At 64.0% G+C, this 15,847-nt stretch carries 17 protein-coding genes and 1 pseudogene; 11 read left to right on the top strand and 7 right to left on the bottom strand.

Features of this window, described 5'->3' with window-relative positions:
• From WA145_RS15315 to WA145_RS15295, 5 genes and pseudogenes are all read left to right on the top strand, one after another.
• Positions 1-518, top strand: a pseudogene (locus WA145_RS15315) (argininosuccinate lyase); the annotation flags it as partial.
• A 53-nt stretch (positions 519-571) separates the two neighbouring features.
• Positions 572-1,051 carry a GNAT family N-acetyltransferase gene (locus tag WA145_RS15310; RefSeq protein ID WP_422582391.1) on the top strand — a complete coding sequence of 160 codons (480 nt, stop codon included), beginning with the start codon at positions 572-574 and terminating at the stop codon, positions 1,049-1,051.
• Positions 1,052-1,074: 23 nt separating this feature from the next.
• Positions 1,075-1,344: a hypothetical protein gene (locus WA145_RS15305; RefSeq protein ID WP_422582390.1), complete on the top strand. Its 270-nt coding sequence runs from the start codon at positions 1,075-1,077 to the stop codon at positions 1,342-1,344.
• Positions 1,345-1,520: 176 nt separating this feature from the next.
• Positions 1,521-1,766, top strand: a complete 246-nt coding sequence (locus WA145_RS15300; protein WP_090254617.1) for a TIGR02647 family protein — start codon at positions 1,521-1,523, stop codon at positions 1,764-1,766.
• Positions 1,767-1,941: 175 nt separating this feature from the next.
• Positions 1,942-4,797 (top strand): class I adenylate cyclase, encoded by a 2,856-nt coding sequence (locus tag WA145_RS15295; protein WP_422582389.1) that lies wholly within the window; start codon positions 1,942-1,944, stop codon positions 4,795-4,797.
• A gap of 11 nt (positions 4,798-4,808) precedes the next feature.
• Here WA145_RS15295 and rnk read toward each other — a convergent pair whose 3' ends face one another.
• From rnk to WA145_RS15275, 4 genes are all read right to left on the bottom strand, one after another.
• Positions 4,809-5,219 carry a nucleoside diphosphate kinase regulator gene (gene rnk, locus WA145_RS15290; protein ID WP_422582388.1) on the bottom strand — a complete coding sequence of 137 codons (411 nt, stop codon included), beginning with the start codon at positions 5,217-5,219 and terminating at the stop codon, positions 4,809-4,811.
• A gap of 344 nt (positions 5,220-5,563) precedes the next feature.
• The gene (locus tag WA145_RS15285; RefSeq protein ID WP_422582392.1) at positions 5,564-5,734 is read right to left on the bottom strand and encodes a DUF1289 domain-containing protein; all 171 of its coding nucleotides are present in this window, start codon (positions 5,732-5,734) and stop codon (positions 5,564-5,566) included.
• Positions 5,735-5,750: 16 nt separating this feature from the next.
• A complete protein-coding gene (gene cyaY / locus WA145_RS15280; RefSeq protein WP_422582387.1) occupies positions 5,751-6,083 on the bottom strand; it encodes an iron donor protein CyaY in 333 nt (110 codons plus the stop codon).
• 72 nt (positions 6,084-6,155) lie between these two features.
• Entirely contained in the window at positions 6,156-7,193 is a 1,038-nt protein-coding gene (locus WA145_RS15275; protein WP_422582386.1) for an AraC family transcriptional regulator, read from the bottom strand.
• Between the two features lie 414 nt (positions 7,194-7,607).
• Between WA145_RS15275 and lptM the strand changes: the two genes are divergently transcribed.
• The 6 genes from lptM (at position 7,608) to WA145_RS15245 (ending at position 12,258) form a co-directional block, all read left to right on the top strand.
• Positions 7,608-7,733: an LPS translocon maturation chaperone LptM gene (gene lptM / locus WA145_RS15270; RefSeq protein ID WP_090387640.1), complete on the top strand. Its 126-nt coding sequence runs from the start codon at positions 7,608-7,610 to the stop codon at positions 7,731-7,733.
• Between the two features lie 9 nt (positions 7,734-7,742).
• On the top strand, positions 7,743-8,990 hold the full coding sequence (gene lysA, locus WA145_RS15265) for a diaminopimelate decarboxylase (RefSeq protein ID WP_422582385.1): 1,248 nt from the start codon (positions 7,743-7,745) through the stop codon (positions 8,988-8,990).
• 5 nt (positions 8,991-8,995) lie between these two features.
• The gene (gene dapF, locus WA145_RS15260) at positions 8,996-9,826 is read left to right on the top strand and encodes a diaminopimelate epimerase (RefSeq protein ID WP_422582384.1); all 831 of its coding nucleotides are present in this window, start codon (positions 8,996-8,998) and stop codon (positions 9,824-9,826) included.
• Complete coding sequence (locus WA145_RS15255) at positions 9,823-10,518, top strand: DUF484 family protein (RefSeq protein ID WP_422582383.1); 696 nt, start codon at positions 9,823-9,825, stop codon at positions 10,516-10,518. Before dapF ends, WA145_RS15255 begins: the two co-directional genes overlap by 4 nt.
• Before the next feature lie 151 nt (positions 10,519-10,669).
• Positions 10,670-11,566, top strand: a complete 897-nt coding sequence (xerC, locus tag WA145_RS15250; protein ID WP_422582382.1) for a tyrosine recombinase XerC — start codon at positions 10,670-10,672, stop codon at positions 11,564-11,566.
• Positions 11,563-12,258: an HAD family hydrolase gene (locus tag WA145_RS15245; RefSeq protein ID WP_422582381.1), complete on the top strand. Its 696-nt coding sequence runs from the start codon at positions 11,563-11,565 to the stop codon at positions 12,256-12,258. The genes xerC and WA145_RS15245 overlap by 4 nt, the downstream gene beginning before the upstream one ends.
• A 141-nt stretch (positions 12,259-12,399) precedes the next feature.
• On the opposite strand, the gene WA145_RS15240 is transcribed toward WA145_RS15245, so the two are convergent.
• The 3 genes from WA145_RS15240 to WA145_RS15230 all read right to left on the bottom strand — a co-directional run.
• A complete protein-coding gene (locus WA145_RS15240) occupies positions 12,400-12,843 on the bottom strand; it encodes an acyl-CoA thioesterase (protein WP_422582380.1) in 444 nt (147 codons plus the stop codon).
• A 146-nt stretch (positions 12,844-12,989) separates the two neighbouring features.
• Positions 12,990-14,153: an iron-containing alcohol dehydrogenase gene (locus WA145_RS15235; RefSeq protein WP_422582379.1), complete on the bottom strand. Its 1,164-nt coding sequence runs from the start codon at positions 14,151-14,153 to the stop codon at positions 12,990-12,992.
• Positions 14,154-14,240: 87 nt separating this feature from the next.
• The coding region (locus WA145_RS15230) for an acyl-CoA dehydrogenase C-terminal domain-containing protein (protein ID WP_422582378.1) at positions 14,241-15,847 on the bottom strand (1,607 nt) is incomplete at its 5' end.

Below are 15,847 nucleotides of genomic sequence, written 5' to 3'. Positions count from 1 at the left end.
TACCCGAGCTGGTACGCGGCAAGACCGGCCGCGTGTTCGGCGCGCTGATGGGCCTGCTGACCCTGATGAAAGGCCAGCCGCTGGCCTACAACAAGGACAACCAGGAAGACAAGGAACCGCTGTTCGACGCCGCCGACACCCTACGCGACTCGCTGCGTGCCTTTGCCGACATGATCCCGGCGATCAAGCCCAAGCACGCGATCATGCGTGAAGCGGCGTTGCGCGGTTTCTCCACCGCCACGGATCTCGCCGACTACCTGGTGCGCAAGGGCCTGCCGTTCCGCGACTGCCACGAGATCGTCGGCCATGCGGTGAAATACGGCGTCGAGTCCGGCAAGGACCTGGCCGAGATGAGCCTGGACGAACTGCGCCAGTTCAGCGAGCAGATCGAGCAGGACGTATTTGCCGTGCTGACCCTGGAAGGTTCGGTCAACGCCCGCGACCATATCGGCGGCACCGCGCCGAATCAGGTACGCGCCGCGGTTGTGCGCGGCCGTGAGCTGCTGGCCACACGTTAATCCAGCCCCGGCGTGGGCCCCGCTCACGCCAACCGGCCTGCCCAGGACCTTTTATGCCCCTGCAAATCCGCTCTGCCACCGCCGAAGATGCCGCCCTGATCCTGCGCTTTATCATCGATCTAGCCATCTATGAGAAAGCCGAGCACGAGGTTAAAACCGACGTCGCCGGCATCCGCGACAGCTTGTTTGGCGCTGACAGCACCTCCCACGGGCTGATTTGCGAGCTGGACGGCGTGCCAATTGGCTATGCCGTGTACTTCTTCAGCTACTCAACCTGGCTGGGCAAGCACGGCATCTATCTGGAAGACCTCTACATCAATCCTGAGCAGCGCAAAATCGGCGCAGGCAAGGCGCTACTCAGGCATCTGGCACAACTCGCCGTCAGCAAAGGCTGCGGTCGCCTGGAATGGGGCGTGCTGGACTGGAACACCCCGGCTATCGAGTTCTATGAGTCCTTCGGCGCCCGCCCGCAGGACGAATGGACCACCTATCGCCTTACCGGCCAGGCCCTGCTGGATTTTGCCCAGGGCTGAGCAGCCACTCACTGGAGCCGCATATGAGCGAGCAAGACGACGAAGATTTTGCCCAGGACACCCTGATCCAGGCCATCGAGAACCAGCTGGAAGCCGGCGAGCCGGCCTTTGTCCAGGCGGTGCTGAACAAACTCAGCCTGGTCGGCTACGAACGTGAAGAGATCATCGAGCTGATGGCCCTGGTGCTGGCCGATGAAATCGACCTCATGTTGCGTGACGACCGTCCCTTCGACCTCGCCCGCTACGAGCAGGGCCTGCGCGCCTTGCCCGAGCTGCCCGAACAGGCGCCGTAAACGGCTCGGAAAAATTTACCCCACGACACGCCAACTTCTGGCAGCATCAGGTCACAGCAGACTGCGTGGGGCTTCACTACACTGCCTGGCAGGCTGCCTGTTGTTTCAGCCGATTTACCGCAGCGGGTGCTGCCGCCGCCGGCCGCAGCTCACTAAAACAAGAAGCTGGAGTACTTATGGCCTTTACCCCTGAATTGATTGCCGAACTGGAAATCCTCGCGCTGTTCAACCTGGGCACCACCCAGGAAGGAATCAAGGTTCACCACACTGCCACCCCATCGGCGATTGCCGCCGCGCAGCGCCTGCATGACAAAGGCCTGATCAATCAACCCGACGGTGGCTACCTGACCAGCCTGGGCCTCGACGCCGCCGAACACGCGCAAGTTCTGCTGACTATCCTCAATGTGACCGAAGCGGCCTAAGCAGCGCGCAAATCTGGCCAACTAAAGCGCGATCAGAACCGCTTCCAAGCCATCCCAGCCTGCGTTGCAGCGACTTGCTCAAGCTGCCCGCGACGCAGGCGATAACCCTGTATCCGCAGCCATCCGCCAGCTACATGGCAAGGCATGAACACGCACCGCCCTGCAGAGCCTGAGCATGAGTCGTACCGAGGAAATTCGCCCGGACATTGAAGACGGTATCGACCGCAAGGTACTGACGCAGCTGCGTGCGCGCTTCCTCACACTCAACCAGAGCCGTCTGCAACGCGCCATGCAGGCGTTGTCGACGCGCCAGCAACTGGTGCTCAGGCTGTTACCACTGTTGTTCCACGTCAATCATCCGCTGCTGCCGGGCTACGTGTCCGGGCTGACTCCGGCCGGCCTTAGCGGCTTCGAGCCGGATGACGAGCTGCTGTCCGAAGTGCAGCGCCTGACCCGCTCGTTCGCCTATAAACCCTATCGCGGCAAACAGGCACTGCCGATTCACGGCCTGTTTCTGATGGGCAGCCTGGGTACCGTGGCCCAGGCCGAGCAGAGTGATATGGACCTGTGGGTGTGCCACGCCAGCGACCTGAACCAGCTGCAGCTGCATGAACTGAGCAAGAAATGCGCACTGCTGGAAAGCTGGGCAGCGACCCAGGGTGCCGAGGCGCATTGCTTTCTGATCGATCCGGCGCGCTTTACCCAGGGTGAACGCGAGGCCCAGCTGACCTCGGATGACTGCGGCACCACCCAGCATTACCTGCTGCTCGACGAGTTCTACCGCACCGCGATCTGGCTCGGCGGGCGCACGCCGCTGTGGTGGCTGGTGCCGGTGTATGAAGAGCAGCGCTATCAGCACTACACCAGCACCTTGCTGGCCAAGCGCTTTATCCGCGCCGAGGACGTGCTCGACCTCGGTCATCTGGCGCGCATCCCGCCGGAAGAATTTATCGGCGCCGGCATGTGGCAGCTGTTCAAGGGCATCGAGTCGCCGTACAAGTCGGTGCTCAAGCTGCTGCTGACCGAGGTCTACGCCAGCGAACACCCCAAGGTCGAATGCCTGTCGCTGCGCTTCAAGCAGGCGGTGTTCGCCAATCGCCTGGACGTCGATGAGCTCGACCCCTATATCGTGGTCTACCGCCGCCTGGAGGAATACCTCAAGGCCCGTGGCGAGCATGAGCGCCTGGAGCTGATCCGCCGCTGCCTGTACCTCAAAGTCGACAAGAAGCTCAGCCGCCCGCCGCGCAACAACCGCAAGAGCTGGCAACGCCTGCTGCTGGAGCGCCTGACCCGCGACTGGAACTGGGACAGCCGCCAGCTGGCAATGCTCGACAGCCGCAGCCAGTGGAAAGTGCGTCAGGTCAGCGCCGAGCGGCGCATGCTGGTCAACGAGCTGACTTACAGCTACCGCTTTCTCTCCGAGTTCGCCCGCAGCGAACAGGCCGGCAGCTCGCTCAATAGTCGCGATCTGGGCATCCTCGGCCGCCGTCTATACGCCGCCTTCGAGCGCAAGGCCGGCAAGATCGAATTTATCAACCCGGGCATCGCCCCGGATCTGGCCGAAGACACCCTGACCCTGGCCCAGAGCCCCAGCCCGGATGCGCCCAATGAAACCCTGTGGGCGCTGTACAGCGGCAGCGTGACTGCCCAGGAGCTGGAAGACTTCTCACCGCTCAAGCGCTCGCGCGAGCTGATCGAACTGCTCGCCTGGTGCCAGCGCAACGGGGTGATCGACAACAGCACGCGGCTGTCGCTGCACCCAGGCGCCAGCGACCTGAGCGAGTACGAGCTGGCCAACCTGCTCAGCAGCCTGCAGCAGGTGGTGCCGCTGCCCCTGCCGGCCGTCGACGAAGCCGCCCTGCTCAGCGCCAGCGTGCCCGGCGAGGTGCTGCTGCTGGTCAACGTCGGCGTCGACCCGCTCAAGCAGTTCAGCCAGATGAACATGCACATGACCACCGAGCGCACCGATGCGCTGGGCTATTCCGGGGTGCGCGAGAACCTGATTCTGACCATCGACCAGGTCACCCTGAACAGCTGGAACGAACTGTTGGTGACCCGCTATGACGGCCCGCACGCGCTGCTCGACTGCCTGCGCGACTTCCTCAACGCCCTGCCCGCCAGTGGCAGGAAGCCCAACCTGCGGGTGCGCTGCTTTTGCCGCAACCGCGCCACGGCGATTGCCGAACGGGTCGAGGAACTGTTCCGCGAAACCCTCGGCAGCTTCAGCAGCGGGCAGGCCAACCGCTACCTGCTGCAGATCAAACAGCACTATCACCTGCTCGAACTGAAGCCCGGCCAGGTCCGCCACACCAGCCTGAAAGACCTGCCCACACTGATCGAACACCTGGGCGAGGAGCTGCCCGGCTACAGCCAGCTGCACCTGGACCGCAGCGCCCTGGAAGGTGAAGACCTGGCGCTGATCCTGCCCGTGGGGCAGCCGCAGTGCATTCAGGTGTTCTACCGGCTGAACGAAGCCAGCGCCACCGCCGAGCTGAGTGTGCTCGATGAACACAACGCGCTGTGGCGCCAGCAGATGCCGTTTCGTGATGAGCAGAGCCTGCTGACCCCGCTACAACGCTTTCTGCAATCGCTGCTGTACCGGCGCAACGCCCTGCTGCCGCTGGATAACCTGCCGGCGCACCAGCCGCTGGAGGTGCAGTATTACCAGGTGCTACCGGATGCGCCGCTGCGCGTCCAGCGCCTGGAACGCCGGCCGCCGCCGCTGTCACCGATCAGCCATCCGTTCTATGACGTACAGGCCATCGTCGAGCCGGCGGACGGTAAGCGCTCGCATGTCACCCTGTACTGTAATCACCGCGAATTTTCCGAGCTGGAATATGCTGGCGACCTGTTCGCCGCCGTCGCCCAGCACATCCTCGCGCAACGCCGCGATGGCGCGCGCTACCCCTGCTATATCACCGACCTGGACCTGTCGGCGGTACTCGGCGATGGGCATATGCAGAGCGTGCATTACCTGCGTTACAAGAGCCGCCTGGAGGCGGCGCTTAATCAGGCGCTGCAGAAGGCCTGACGCCGCAGCAATCAGCCGCGGCTGTATTCGCCCGCCGCTTCCGGCTGATATTCCACCGCCAGCAGTGCCAGCTTGAGCAGCTTGCCGCCGGGCGCAGCCCAATCGATATGCTGACCCACGGACAGGCCCAGCAAGGCACTGCCAACCGGTGCGAGAATCGACACCGTACCCTCCGCGCCGGCGTCCTGCGGGTAGACCAGGGTCAGGTGGTAATCCTTGCCGCTGCTCTCTTCGCGGCAATGCACCCGCGAATTCATGGTCACCACCCCGGCCGGCACTTCGTCATGGCCAACCACGTCGGCACGGTCCAATTCGGCCTGCAACGCGATGGCACCCGGACCGAAATCATCCAGACTGTCGAGCAGATGCTCCAAACGCTGCAAATCGAGGCGGGTGATGGTGATCGAAGGTGCGCTAGTCATGGTGCGGGTATATCCCCTATAGAAATTGTTTACGATCTGCTGCGCGTCGGCCCTGCGGCATTAAAAACACGCCCGGCCAGCCGCTTGCGGCTAACGCACTTTAAAGTGCGGCCCCAAAGGGGCGAGCGGAGCGAGTAATGCTCATGTACAACAGTACACTCCGCCTCCTCGTCGTTTTGACCAGCCGGAGGCTGTTACTAACCTAGCGCCTTGCATGGCTCTAGCTCGGGAACTCGTAAACAGATTCTTACTGGTGAAAAAAGCAAAACCCCATCACGAAGACGGGGTTTTGCAAGGCGTGGACTGACCGTACCACAGCCACTTAAATAAACAAGACCGCCCGGTCAAGGTATGCCGTGCCGCTGTTGCAAGCGCGCTTCGGCAGCCGCGCAGATCTCGCGTTTGCGCGGCATGTCGACGTTGCCCCAGTCGAGAATCTCCTGCAACGTGCGGCCGCAGCCCAGGCAGATATCCTGATCATCCAGACAACACTGGCGGCGGCAGGGCGAGGCCACCTCCTGGCCCGCGCCGTCAGAGTTCTTCGAACTCAAGGTCGGCACCGGACTGCTCCAGGGTGATACGCGTCAGCATTTCGCCCAACTGCTCGTCGCTGCTGTCGCAGATCCAACGCTCGCTGGCCTGGTCGTAATCGAAGTGGAAGCCACCGGAACGCGCCGCCAGCCACAGTTGGCGCAGCGGCTCCTGACGGCTGAAGATCAGCTGAGTGCCGTTTTCAAAGCGTACGGTCAGCACCCCGGCGGAGTTTTCCAAATCGAGGTCCAGGTCGCTGTCATCGAAAATATCTTCTACCGCCTGCTGGGTGGCATCGACCAGATCGTGAAAGCGGGCTTCGGTCAAACTCATTACGACTTACCTCAAAAAATTCAGTGACTACACAAACATTGGATATCTGGCGCTATGAAAGCGCAGTAGCTTTCATAGCGCCAGCTGGCGGCGATAGTCGCCGGGGCTCTGCCCAGTCCAGCGGCGAAACGCGCGGGCCAGTGAACCGGGTTCGCTGAAACCGACCAGGAAGGCGATTTCCGCCAGCTCCAGCGCCGGGTCGCGCAGGTAGTGCACCACCAGTTGCTGGCGGGTTTCATCCACTAACTGGTTGAAGGATAACCCGGCTTCGCGCAAACGCCGCTGCAGGGTACGCGGACTGAGCGCCAAACGCGCGGCGATTTGCTGCAGATCGGCGCCCACTTCCGGCAGCTGGCGGGACAATTCCAGGCGTGCGCGATCCAGCACGCTAGGGCCCTGTTGGATCTCGCCGAGCAGGCGATCGGCATAGGCATCGAGCATCAGCCGTACTTGCGCATCGGCCTGCCCCAGCGGCGTGGCAAGCAGGCGCTTGGGAAAGACCAGGGCGTTATCGGCCTGGTCGAACAGCACCGGGCAGCGGAAGATACGCTGGTATTCGGCGGTATCGGCTGGCGCCGCATGCTGGAAACGCACCTCGGTCGGTGGAATATCCAGGCCACTGATCCAATGGCCAAACGTCACCCAGCCGGCCAGGGTTTCCTCGCTGAGCTGACGTTGCTGCTGTGGCAGCCACGGCTGCCAGCTGTGCGCCACTTGCGGTTCCAGCCCGGCGCGCGGCGGCTCATCGGCCAAATCGACCTGACCCAGATTGCCCACCAATGCGGCGTAGCGCGCCTGGCGATGCAGGGCGTCGGCGAGGGTCGCACAGCTCATGATCAGGTAACCGAGCACACCGTAATAACCGGGGCGTACTGCCTCACCCAGGTGCAGGCCCAACTGCTCATCGCCGGTCAGTCGCACGCCGTGGCCGAGCAGTTCCAGGTAAGTGCTGGCGGCGATGCGCTGATCGCGCTGGGCGAGCAGCTGCGGGCTGAGCTGCATCCGCTCCAGCAGCTGCGCGCTGTCGATGCCCTGGCGCGTCAGGTAGTCAAGCAAACCTTGCAGGTAGGCAACGGAAACCGAGCTGCTCACGGGTACGGGGCTGTCCATCCAGTCTCCTGATCACTGGCGATGGGTGCAAAGCGAGGGTCTGTTCCCGTTTCGTTCACGGCCGCGCCGGAGCTAGTTTTAGCGCGAGGCAAGGCATGAGACACGAAGTTTGGTTGGTCCAAATGAGTGTCGATAAACGCAGCATCGCGCTAAAACTAGCCCGGCCCTTCGGGTTGCGCGAAAAATCTCGCCATGCGGTGTTGGAGGACTTGGCAAGGGAACACGCATTACCTGCGTCCTCCGCCTAGCCTGGCGAGATTTTTCGCGGCAACGCGGCTCGCGACGAAATGGGAACAGACCCTAGCACCAAAGATACAGGCAAACCCGCGCCTGACGGGAACCCCGGCGCATAGGCAAGGCGCCGGGGGGCCGGTATACTCCGGCGCAATCATGCTTTATTACAAGGATTCCACCATGAAGCGGTTGTTTACTGCCTTTGTCGCGATGCTTGCCGTCAGCGCCCTGCTCGCTGGCTGCGGCCAGAAAGGCCCGCTGTACCTGCCGGAAGAAAGCCAGCCAGCGCCTGCGCAAACCGAATAAGGACAGCTTATGAACGCCTTCAACTACCGCGACGGTGCGCTGTTCGCGGAAGGCGTGGCGTTGTCCGCCATCGCCCAACGCTTCGGTACGCCGACCTACGTCTACTCGCGTGCGCACATCGAGGCGCAGTACCGCGCCTATGCCGATGCCCTGCAGGGCGTGCCGCATCTGGTGTGCTTTGCGGTGAAAGCCAACTCCAATATCGGTGTGCTGAACGTGCTGGCGCGCCTTGGCGCGGGCTTCGACATCGTCTCCCGTGGCGAGCTGGAGCGCGTGTTGAGCGCTGGCGGTACGCCTGACAAGATCGTCTTCTCCGGCGTCGGCAAGAGCCGTGACGACATGCGCCGCGCCCTGGAAGTCGGCGTGCACTGCTTCAACGTCGAATCCACCGACGAGCTGGAGCGCCTGCAAGTGGTTGCCGCCGAGCTGGGCAAGACGGCAGCGATCTCGCTGCGGGTCAACCCGGATGTCGACGCCGGCACCCACCCGTACATCTCTACCGGCCTGAAAGAAAACAAGTTCGGTATCGATATCGAACAGGCCCCGGCTGTGTATGCCCGCGCCGCCGCGCTGCCGAACCTGCAGGTGGTGGGCGTCGATTGCCATATCGGCTCGCAGCTGACCAGCTTGCCGCCGTTTCTCGATGCCCTCGAGCGCCTGCTCGCGCTGATCGATCAGCTCGCCGCCGATGGCATCCGCATCAAGCACCTGGATCTGGGTGGCGGTCTCGGCGTGCAATACCGCGACGAGCAGCCGCCACTGGCCGGCGATTACATCAAGGCCGTGCGTGAGCGCATTGCCGGCCGCGACCTGGCCCTGGTGTTCGAGCCGGGCCGTTCGATTGTGGCCAACGCTGGCGTGCTGCTGACCCAGGTCGAGTACCTAAAGCACACCGAGCACAAGGACTTCGCCATCGTCGATGCGGCGATGAACGACCTGATCCGCCCAGCCCTGTACCAGGCCTGGATGGACGTAGTGCCCGTGCAGCCGCGCGACAGCGCGACGCGCAACTACGACATCGTCGGGCCGATCTGCGAGACCGGCGACTTCCTCGCCAAGGATCGCCAGCTGGCCCTGGCCGAAGGCGACCTGCTGGCCGTGCGCTCGGCCGGCGCCTATGGCTTTGTCATGAGCTCCAACTACAACACCCGCGGCCGCGCCGCCGAGGTGATGGTGGATGGCGATCAGGCCTTCGAAGTGCGTCGCCGTGAGACGCTCAGCGAGCTCTTTGCGGGCGAAAGCCGCCTGCCGGAGTAGTGGCGATGTTATTGCGCTTTACCAAGATGCACGGCCTCGGCAACGACTTTATGGTCCTCGACCTGGTCAGCCAGCACGCGCATATCCAGCCGAAGAACGCCAAGGCCTGGGGCGACCGCCACACCGGCGTGGGCTTCGATCAGCTGCTGCTGGTCGAACCGCCGAGCAACCCGGACGTGGATTTCCGCTACCGCATCTTCAATGCCGACGGCTCGGAAGTGGAGCAGTGCGGCAACGGCGCACGCTGCTTCGCCCGCTTCGTGCTGGACAAGCGCCTGACGGTGAAGAAGCAGATGCGCGTGGAAACCAAGGGCGGCATCATCGAACTGGACGTGCGCAGCGACGGGCAGGTCAGCGTCAACATGGGCGCGCCGCGCCTGGTACCGGCCGATATCCCGTTCCAGGCCGAACAGCAGGCGCTGAGCTACAGCGTGGCCGTCGACGGCCAGAGCGTTGAGCTGGCCGCCGTGTCCATGGGCAACCCGCATGCGGTGCTGCGCGTCGACAGCGTCGACAGCGCGCCGGTGCATAGCCTGGGGCCGAAACTCGAACAGCATCCGCGCTTTCCGCAGCGGGTCAATGTCGGTTTCCTGCAAGTGGTCGACCGCAAGCAGGCCAAGCTGCGCGTCTGGGAACGTGGCGCCGGGGAAACCCAGGCCTGCGGCACCGGCGCCTGCGCAGCCGTCGTGGCGGCAATCAGCCAGGGCTGGATGGACTCACCGGTACAGATCGAACTGCCCGGCGGCAAGCTGAGCATCGAGTGGGCAGGCCCCGGCCAGCCCGTTATGATGACCGGACCCGCTGTACGGGTGTACGAAGGACAGGTTCGTTTATGACCGACAAGCAGGATTCACCCAAGCCCCTGGATTCGGACACGGTCGCCGCGTACCTGCGCCTGCACCCGGAATTCTTTATCGACCACGACGAGTTGATCCCCGAGCTGCGCATTCCGCACCAGCGCGGCGACACCGTGTCGCTGGTCGAGCGCCAGGTGAAACTGCTGCGCGAGCGCAATATCGAGATGCGTCACCGCCTCTCGCAACTGATGGACGTGGCCCGCGACAACGACCGTCTGTTCGACAAGACCCGCCGCCTGGTGCTCGACCTGCTCGATGCCAATAGCCTGGAAGAAGTGGTCAGCTGTGTTGAAGACAGCCTGCGCCGCGAGTTTCAGGTGCCCTTCGTCAGCCTGATTCTGTTTAGCGAAGCGCCGCTACCGGTCGGCCGTTCGGTCAGCAGCGCCGAAGCGCATCAAGCCATCGGCGGCCTGTTGGCCGGCGGCAAAACCATCTGCGGCGTGCTGCGTGAGCATGAGCTGAACTTCCTGTTCGGCGCAGAAGGCGCCCAGGTCGGTTCGGCGGCAGTAGTCAGCATCAGCCATCAGGGCCTGCATGGCGTGTTGGCCATCGGCAGCGCCGACCCGCAGCATTACAAGAGCTCGCTGGGCACGCTGTTCCTCGGTTATATCGCCGAAGTGCTGGCGCGCGTTGTGCCCGGTTTTGCCACACCACTGCGCTCGGTGCGTTAAAGACCGTTGCAGCCTGTAGGATGGGTTGAGCAGAGCGATAGCCATCAAAATACCGCTGCGATGGGTTACGCGGCGCACAACGACCGCCTAGCGCTTAAATTTTTTCCACGCGCCGCTAACCCATCCTACGGACACACCGCAGGGAGCTTCCATGCAAGACCTCCTGGACGCCTACCTGGAACACCTGCGCAGCGAGCGCCAGCTTTCCTCCCATACCCTGATCGGCTACCGCCACGACCTGAGTACGCTGTTGGCGTTCTGCAGCCAGGAACAGATCGACAGCTGGGCCGCGCTCGACAGCGCGCGCCTGCGCCGTATGGTCGGCCGCCTGCATATGCAGGGCCAGTCCAGCCGCAGCCTGGCGCGTCTGCTCTCGGCCACCCGCGGGTTCTATCGCTATTTGATTCGCGCAGGCCACTGCCAGAGTGATCCGGCCAGCGGCCTGATGCCGCCCAAGGGCGAACGCCGCCTGCCGAAAACCCTGGACGCCGACCGTACCGCGCAGCTGCTCGACGGCGCGCTGGAAGACGACTTTATCGCCCGCCGCGACCAGGCCATGCTGGAGCTGTTCTATTCATCGGGCTTGCGCCTGGCGGAGCTGGTGGGCCTGAACCTGGATGGCCTGGATCTACCCGCCGGCCTGGTGCGGGTTGTCGGCAAGGGCAACAAGACCCGCGAACTGCCGCTTGGGCGCATGGCGCGCGAGGCCATGCAGCAATGGCTGCCGCTGCGCGCGCTGGCCAACCCGGCCGATGGCGCGCTGTTTATCAGCCAGCAGGGCCGGCGCATCGGCCCGCGCGCGGTGCAGTTGCGGGTGCGCCAGGCCGGCGTGCGCGAACTGGGCCAGCACCTGCATCCGCATATGCTGCGCCATAGCTTCGCCAGCCATCTGCTCGAATCGTCGCAGGACCTGCGCGCGGTGCAGGAGCTGCTTGGTCATGCCGACATCGCCACCACCCAGGTCTACACCCACCTGGATTTCCAGCACCTGGCCACGGTCTATGACCAGGCGCACCCCAGGGCCAAACGCAAAGGCAGTACAGAATGAGCATTCAGCTGATCACTTTCGACCTCGACGACACCCTGTGGGATGTCACCCCGGTGATGCAGGACGCCGAAGCGGCGCTGCGCAACTGGCTGGCCATGCACGCGCCTCGCCTGGGCGCGGTGCCGGTGGAGCACCTGTGGGCGATTCGCGCCGCCTTGCTGCAGGCCGAACCGATGCTCAAGCATCGCCTCAGCGAACTGCGCCGACGCATTCTTTTCCATGCCCTTACAGACGCGGGCTATGCACACGCGGATGCGCAGGCGTTGGCCGAAGCCGGCTTTCAGGTGTTTCTCGCCGCGCGCCATCAGGTCGAGCTGTTCGCCGAGGTGCACCCCACGCTTGAAGCCTTGGCCAACCGCTTTCAGCTCGGGGTGATCACCAATGGCAATGCCGATGTGCGTCGCCTGGGCCTGGCCGACTACTTCCAGTTTGCCCTGTGCGCCGAGGAACTGGGCGTCGGCAAACCTGACCCGAAGCCCTTTACCGAAGCGCTGAAACGCGCGGGAATTGCCGCCGAGCACGCCGTGCATATCGGCGATCACCCCAGCGACGACATTGCCGGAGCCCAGGCCGCCGGTTTGCGCGCCATCTGGTTTAACCCCCAGGGCAAGCCCTGGGAGGCCGACCACAGGCCCGATGGGCAGGTCAGCAGCCTGGCGGAACTGCCCGCGCTGCTGCACAGCTGGGCGTAAATAGCGCTGGGCCACGCTAAACCGCGGGCAGCACCAGCCGCCGAATGGGCCGGCGGCCACAAAACCACAGCCTGATGGCCTGCGTTTTTGTGGTGGGCCTTAACCGCGACAGCGACGTCGGGCACTGGCTACTCAGGCCGGCTAAACCGGCGGCTCCACCAGCAGCACCGTCAGCGCCGCCCGCAGGCGCTCGGGAATGCTCAGCGGGCGGTTGCTGTTGCGGTCGACGAAGACATGCACAAAGCGCCCGGCCGCACAGGCCTCGTCTTCATCCGCCTTGAACACCGCCAGCTCGTACTGCACCGAACTGTTGCCCAGTTTGCCGACCCGCAGGCCGATCTCGATGCGCTCGGGGAAGGCGATGGAGGCGAAGTAATCGCAGCTGGAGCTGACCACAAAACCCACCACCTCGCCGTTATGAATATCCAGGCCACCGACCTCGATCAGGTAGCTGTTCACCGCGCTGTCGAAGAAGCTGTAGTAGGTGACGTTGTTGACGTGGCCATAGACATCGTTGTCATGCCAGCGCGTGGTAATCGGCTGGAAATGCCGGTAATCGCGGCGCAGATGCTGGGGTTGGCTCATCGGGAGTCCTTGGAATTAGCGGGAAACATAAACAGCCCGGTTTTTGTAGGAGCGGGCTTGGCCGCGAATTTGCGCGGCACCTTGACCGCCAATCGCGGCCAAGGCCACTCCTACAAGTCGAGAACGCTTACAGACACCAGACGACCTCAATAGGCCACCTGATAAATGGCCAACGCATGGGCCTCGGTCATTTCCCGCGGGTTATTCACCAGCAGGCGCTGTTGCTGCATGGCGTCGCGGGCCAGGGTCGGCAGCAACGCCTCTGGCACCCCGGCATCACGCAGGCGCGTGGGCAGGCCGCTGCGCACGCTGAAATCGGCCAGTGCACCAATCAACTGCTCGGTCTGCTGCAATACGCTGCCGGCGCGCAGCTGTTCGCCCAACACCAGCGGCGCCAGCTCGGCGTACAGCGGCGCGGCCGCATTGGCGTTAAAGCCCAGCACATGGGGCAGCACCAGGGCATTGGACAGGCCATGGGGAATATGCAAATGCCCGCCCAGCGGATAGGCCAGGGCATGCACCGCCGCCACTGGCGCATTGGCAAACGCCTGGCCAGCCAGACAGGAACCGAGCAGCATGGCCTGACGCGCTTCGCGGTCAGATCCGTCATGCACCACCTTATCCAGATTGGCCGCCAGCAGGCGCAGCGCTTCACGGGCCAGCAGGTCGGACAGCGGGTTTTTCTTGATCTTGCTGGTGTAGGCCTCGATGGCATGCACCATGGCGTCGATACCGGTCGCCGCAGTCACCGCCGGCGGCAGGCCGAGGGTCAACTCGGCATCCAGCAGCGCCACATCCGGCAGCAGCAGCGGCGAGACCACGCCCATCTTGCTGGTTGCACCGGTGGTGATAATGGAAATCTGCGTGACTTCCGAGCCGGTGCCGGCGGTGGTCGGCACCAGAATCAGCGGCAGGCGCTGCCCTCGGGCATTACCGACGCCGTAAATCTGCGCCAGCTCCTGGTCGCAGCCGGGATGGGCCAGCAGCGCCACCAGCTTGGCCACATCCATCGAGCTGCCACCGCCAAAACCGACGATCAACTGCGCCTTAAGCGCGCGGGCCTGCTCAACCGCCGCCAGCAGAATGGCCTCGGGCGGGTCGGCAACCACCTGATCGAACACCTCGACGCTCAGCTGCGCGCCGGCAAAACCCGGCAGCACCTCGGCCAGCAGGCCGAGCTGGCTGATGCCCGGATCGGTGACGATCAGCACCCGCTGCGCGCCGCGCTCGCGGCACAGCTCGGCCAGACGCCGGGACGCGCCAAGCTCGCAGAGAATCTGTCCAGTGGTGGCAAAACTAAAGGGCAGCATGGGTGATCCTCTTGTTGTTCGGCACAATTCGGTGCGCGCAGCGCACAGCGGCATGGGTAGCGCTACGCTTGACCCATCCTACGCAGATCAGAAGGCGAAACTCGCCTCATCCATGGCCATCAGGCAGTCGGCGCCGCCCAACAGGGACTCGCGATGGGCGCTGGCCCGTGGCAACACCCGACGCAGGTAGAAGTCGGCCGACTGCAGCTTGGCCTGATAAAACGCCGCCTCGCCACTGCCCGCCTCCAACGCATCCTGCGCCCGCGCCGCCGCCTGCAGCCAGAAGCCGGCCAGCAACACATAGGCCGAATACTGGAGGAAGTCCACCGACACCGCGCCAATCTCCTGCACATCGCGCTGACTGGCAGCAATCACCGCGCTGCTCAGCTCGCGCCACTCGCCCAGACGCGCCTGCACCGTTTTAGCCAGCGCCGCCAGGGACGGACGGCCTGCCTGGGCGTCGCACAGCTCGCTGAATTCGGCCTGCAGCGCCGACAGCTCGGCCCCGCCGTCGCCGAGCACCTTGCGGCGGATATAGTCCAGCGCCTGAATGCCGTTGGTACCTTCATACAACTGGGTAATGCGGCTGTCGCGCATCAGCTGTTCGATCCCCCACTCGCGGATAAAGCCGTGACCGCCGTAGACCTGCACGGCATGGCTGGCGACTTCCTGGCCCATATCGGTAAAGAAGGCTTTGACGATCGGAATCAGCAGCGCCGCGCGCTTGCCGGCGGCCTGGCGTGAGGTGGCGTCCGGATGAGCGTGCTCCAGGTCGAGCTGGCGCGCGCAGTACACGGCCAGCATGCGGCTGCCTTCGACCAGAGTCTTCTGGGTCAGCAGCATGCGCCGCACATCGGGGTGCACAATAATCGGATCGGCCGCCTTGCCCGGCTCAGCCGGCCCGCTCAGGGCGCGCGACTGCAAGCGTTCGCGGGCATAGCGCAGCGCGCCCTGGAAGGCCGCTTCGCCAATGCCTAAGCCCTGCAAACCGACCTGAAAGCGCGCGTCGTTCATCATGGTGAACATGCCGGCCAACCCTTGATTGGCCTCGCCAAGCAACCAACCGGTAGCGCCGTCGAAATTCATCACGCAGGTGGACGCGCCCTTGATGCCCATCTTGTGCTCGATGGCGCCGCAGGACAGCGCGTTGCGCTCGCCCGGCGTGCCATCGGCGGCGGCGATAAATTTCGGCACCAGCAGCAGGGAAATCCCCTTCACCCCGGCTGGTGCATCCGGCAGGCGCGCCAGCACCAGGTGGATGATGTTCTCCGAGAGGTCCTGCTCGCCGCCGCTGATAAATATCTTGCTGCCGCTAACCTTGAAGCTACCGTCCGCCTGCGGCTCGGCGCGGGTTCTGAGCAGGGCCAGATCGGTGCCGGCCTGGGGCTCGGTCAGGCACATGGTACCGGCCCATTGGCCGCTGACCAGCTTGTGTAGATATGTGCTTTTCAGCGTTTCGCTGCCGTGATTGTAAAGCGCCAGCACCGCGCCTTCGGTCAGCCCGGAGTACACCCGGAACGACAGCGAAGCGCACATCAGCATCTCGTGAAAGTTGCAGGCGAGCATCTGCGGCAGCGCTTGGCCACCGTACTCGCTCGGCCCGGTCATGCTCGCCCAGCCGTTATCGACATACTGCCGGTAGGCCTCGGCAAAACCGTCCGGGGTGCTCACTTGGCCATCGCTGAGCTGACAAC

The sequence above is a fragment of the Pseudomonas sp. genome, assembly GCF_049301935.1.
Taxonomy (GTDB): Bacteria; Pseudomonadota; Gammaproteobacteria; order Pseudomonadales; family Pseudomonadaceae; genus Aquipseudomonas.
This window is presented reverse-complemented; position numbering and strand designations above follow the sequence as displayed.

Bases quoted from the DNA above. Each gene is read 5' to 3' on its own strand.
- xerC (WP_422582382.1), top strand. From the start codon at position 10,670: ATGCAAGACCTCCTGGACGCCTACCTGGAACACCTGCGCAGCGAGCGC.
- cyaY (WP_422582387.1), bottom strand. From the start codon at position 6,083: ATGAGTTTGACCGAAGCCCGCTTTCACGATCTGGTCGATGCCACCCAG.
- WA145_RS15235 (WP_422582379.1), bottom strand. From the start codon at position 14,153: ATGCTGCCCTTTAGTTTTGCCACCACTGGACAGATTCTCTGCGAGCTT.
- WA145_RS15240 (WP_422582380.1), bottom strand. From the start codon at position 12,843: ATGAGCCAACCCCAGCATCTGCGCCGCGATTACCGGCATTTCCAGCCG.
- dapF (WP_422582384.1), top strand. From the start codon at position 8,996: ATGTTATTGCGCTTTACCAAGATGCACGGCCTCGGCAACGACTTTATG.
- lysA (WP_422582385.1), top strand. From the start codon at position 7,743: ATGAACGCCTTCAACTACCGCGACGGTGCGCTGTTCGCGGAAGGCGTG.
- WA145_RS15255 (WP_422582383.1), top strand. From the start codon at position 9,823: ATGACCGACAAGCAGGATTCACCCAAGCCCCTGGATTCGGACACGGTC.
- WA145_RS15295 (WP_422582389.1), top strand. From the start codon at position 1,942: ATGAGTCGTACCGAGGAAATTCGCCCGGACATTGAAGACGGTATCGAC.
- WA145_RS15275 (WP_422582386.1), bottom strand. From the start codon at position 7,193: ATGGACAGCCCCGTACCCGTGAGCAGCTCGGTTTCCGTTGCCTACCTG.
- WA145_RS15245 (WP_422582381.1), top strand. From the start codon at position 11,563: ATGAGCATTCAGCTGATCACTTTCGACCTCGACGACACCCTGTGGGAT.
- WA145_RS15300 (WP_090254617.1), top strand. From the start codon at position 1,521: ATGGCCTTTACCCCTGAATTGATTGCCGAACTGGAAATCCTCGCGCTG.
- lptM (WP_090387640.1), top strand. From the start codon at position 7,608: ATGAAGCGGTTGTTTACTGCCTTTGTCGCGATGCTTGCCGTCAGCGCC.
- WA145_RS15305 (WP_422582390.1), top strand. From the start codon at position 1,075: ATGAGCGAGCAAGACGACGAAGATTTTGCCCAGGACACCCTGATCCAG.
- rnk (WP_422582388.1), bottom strand. From the start codon at position 5,219: ATGACTAGCGCACCTTCGATCACCATCACCCGCCTCGATTTGCAGCGT.
- WA145_RS15310 (WP_422582391.1), top strand. From the start codon at position 572: ATGCCCCTGCAAATCCGCTCTGCCACCGCCGAAGATGCCGCCCTGATC.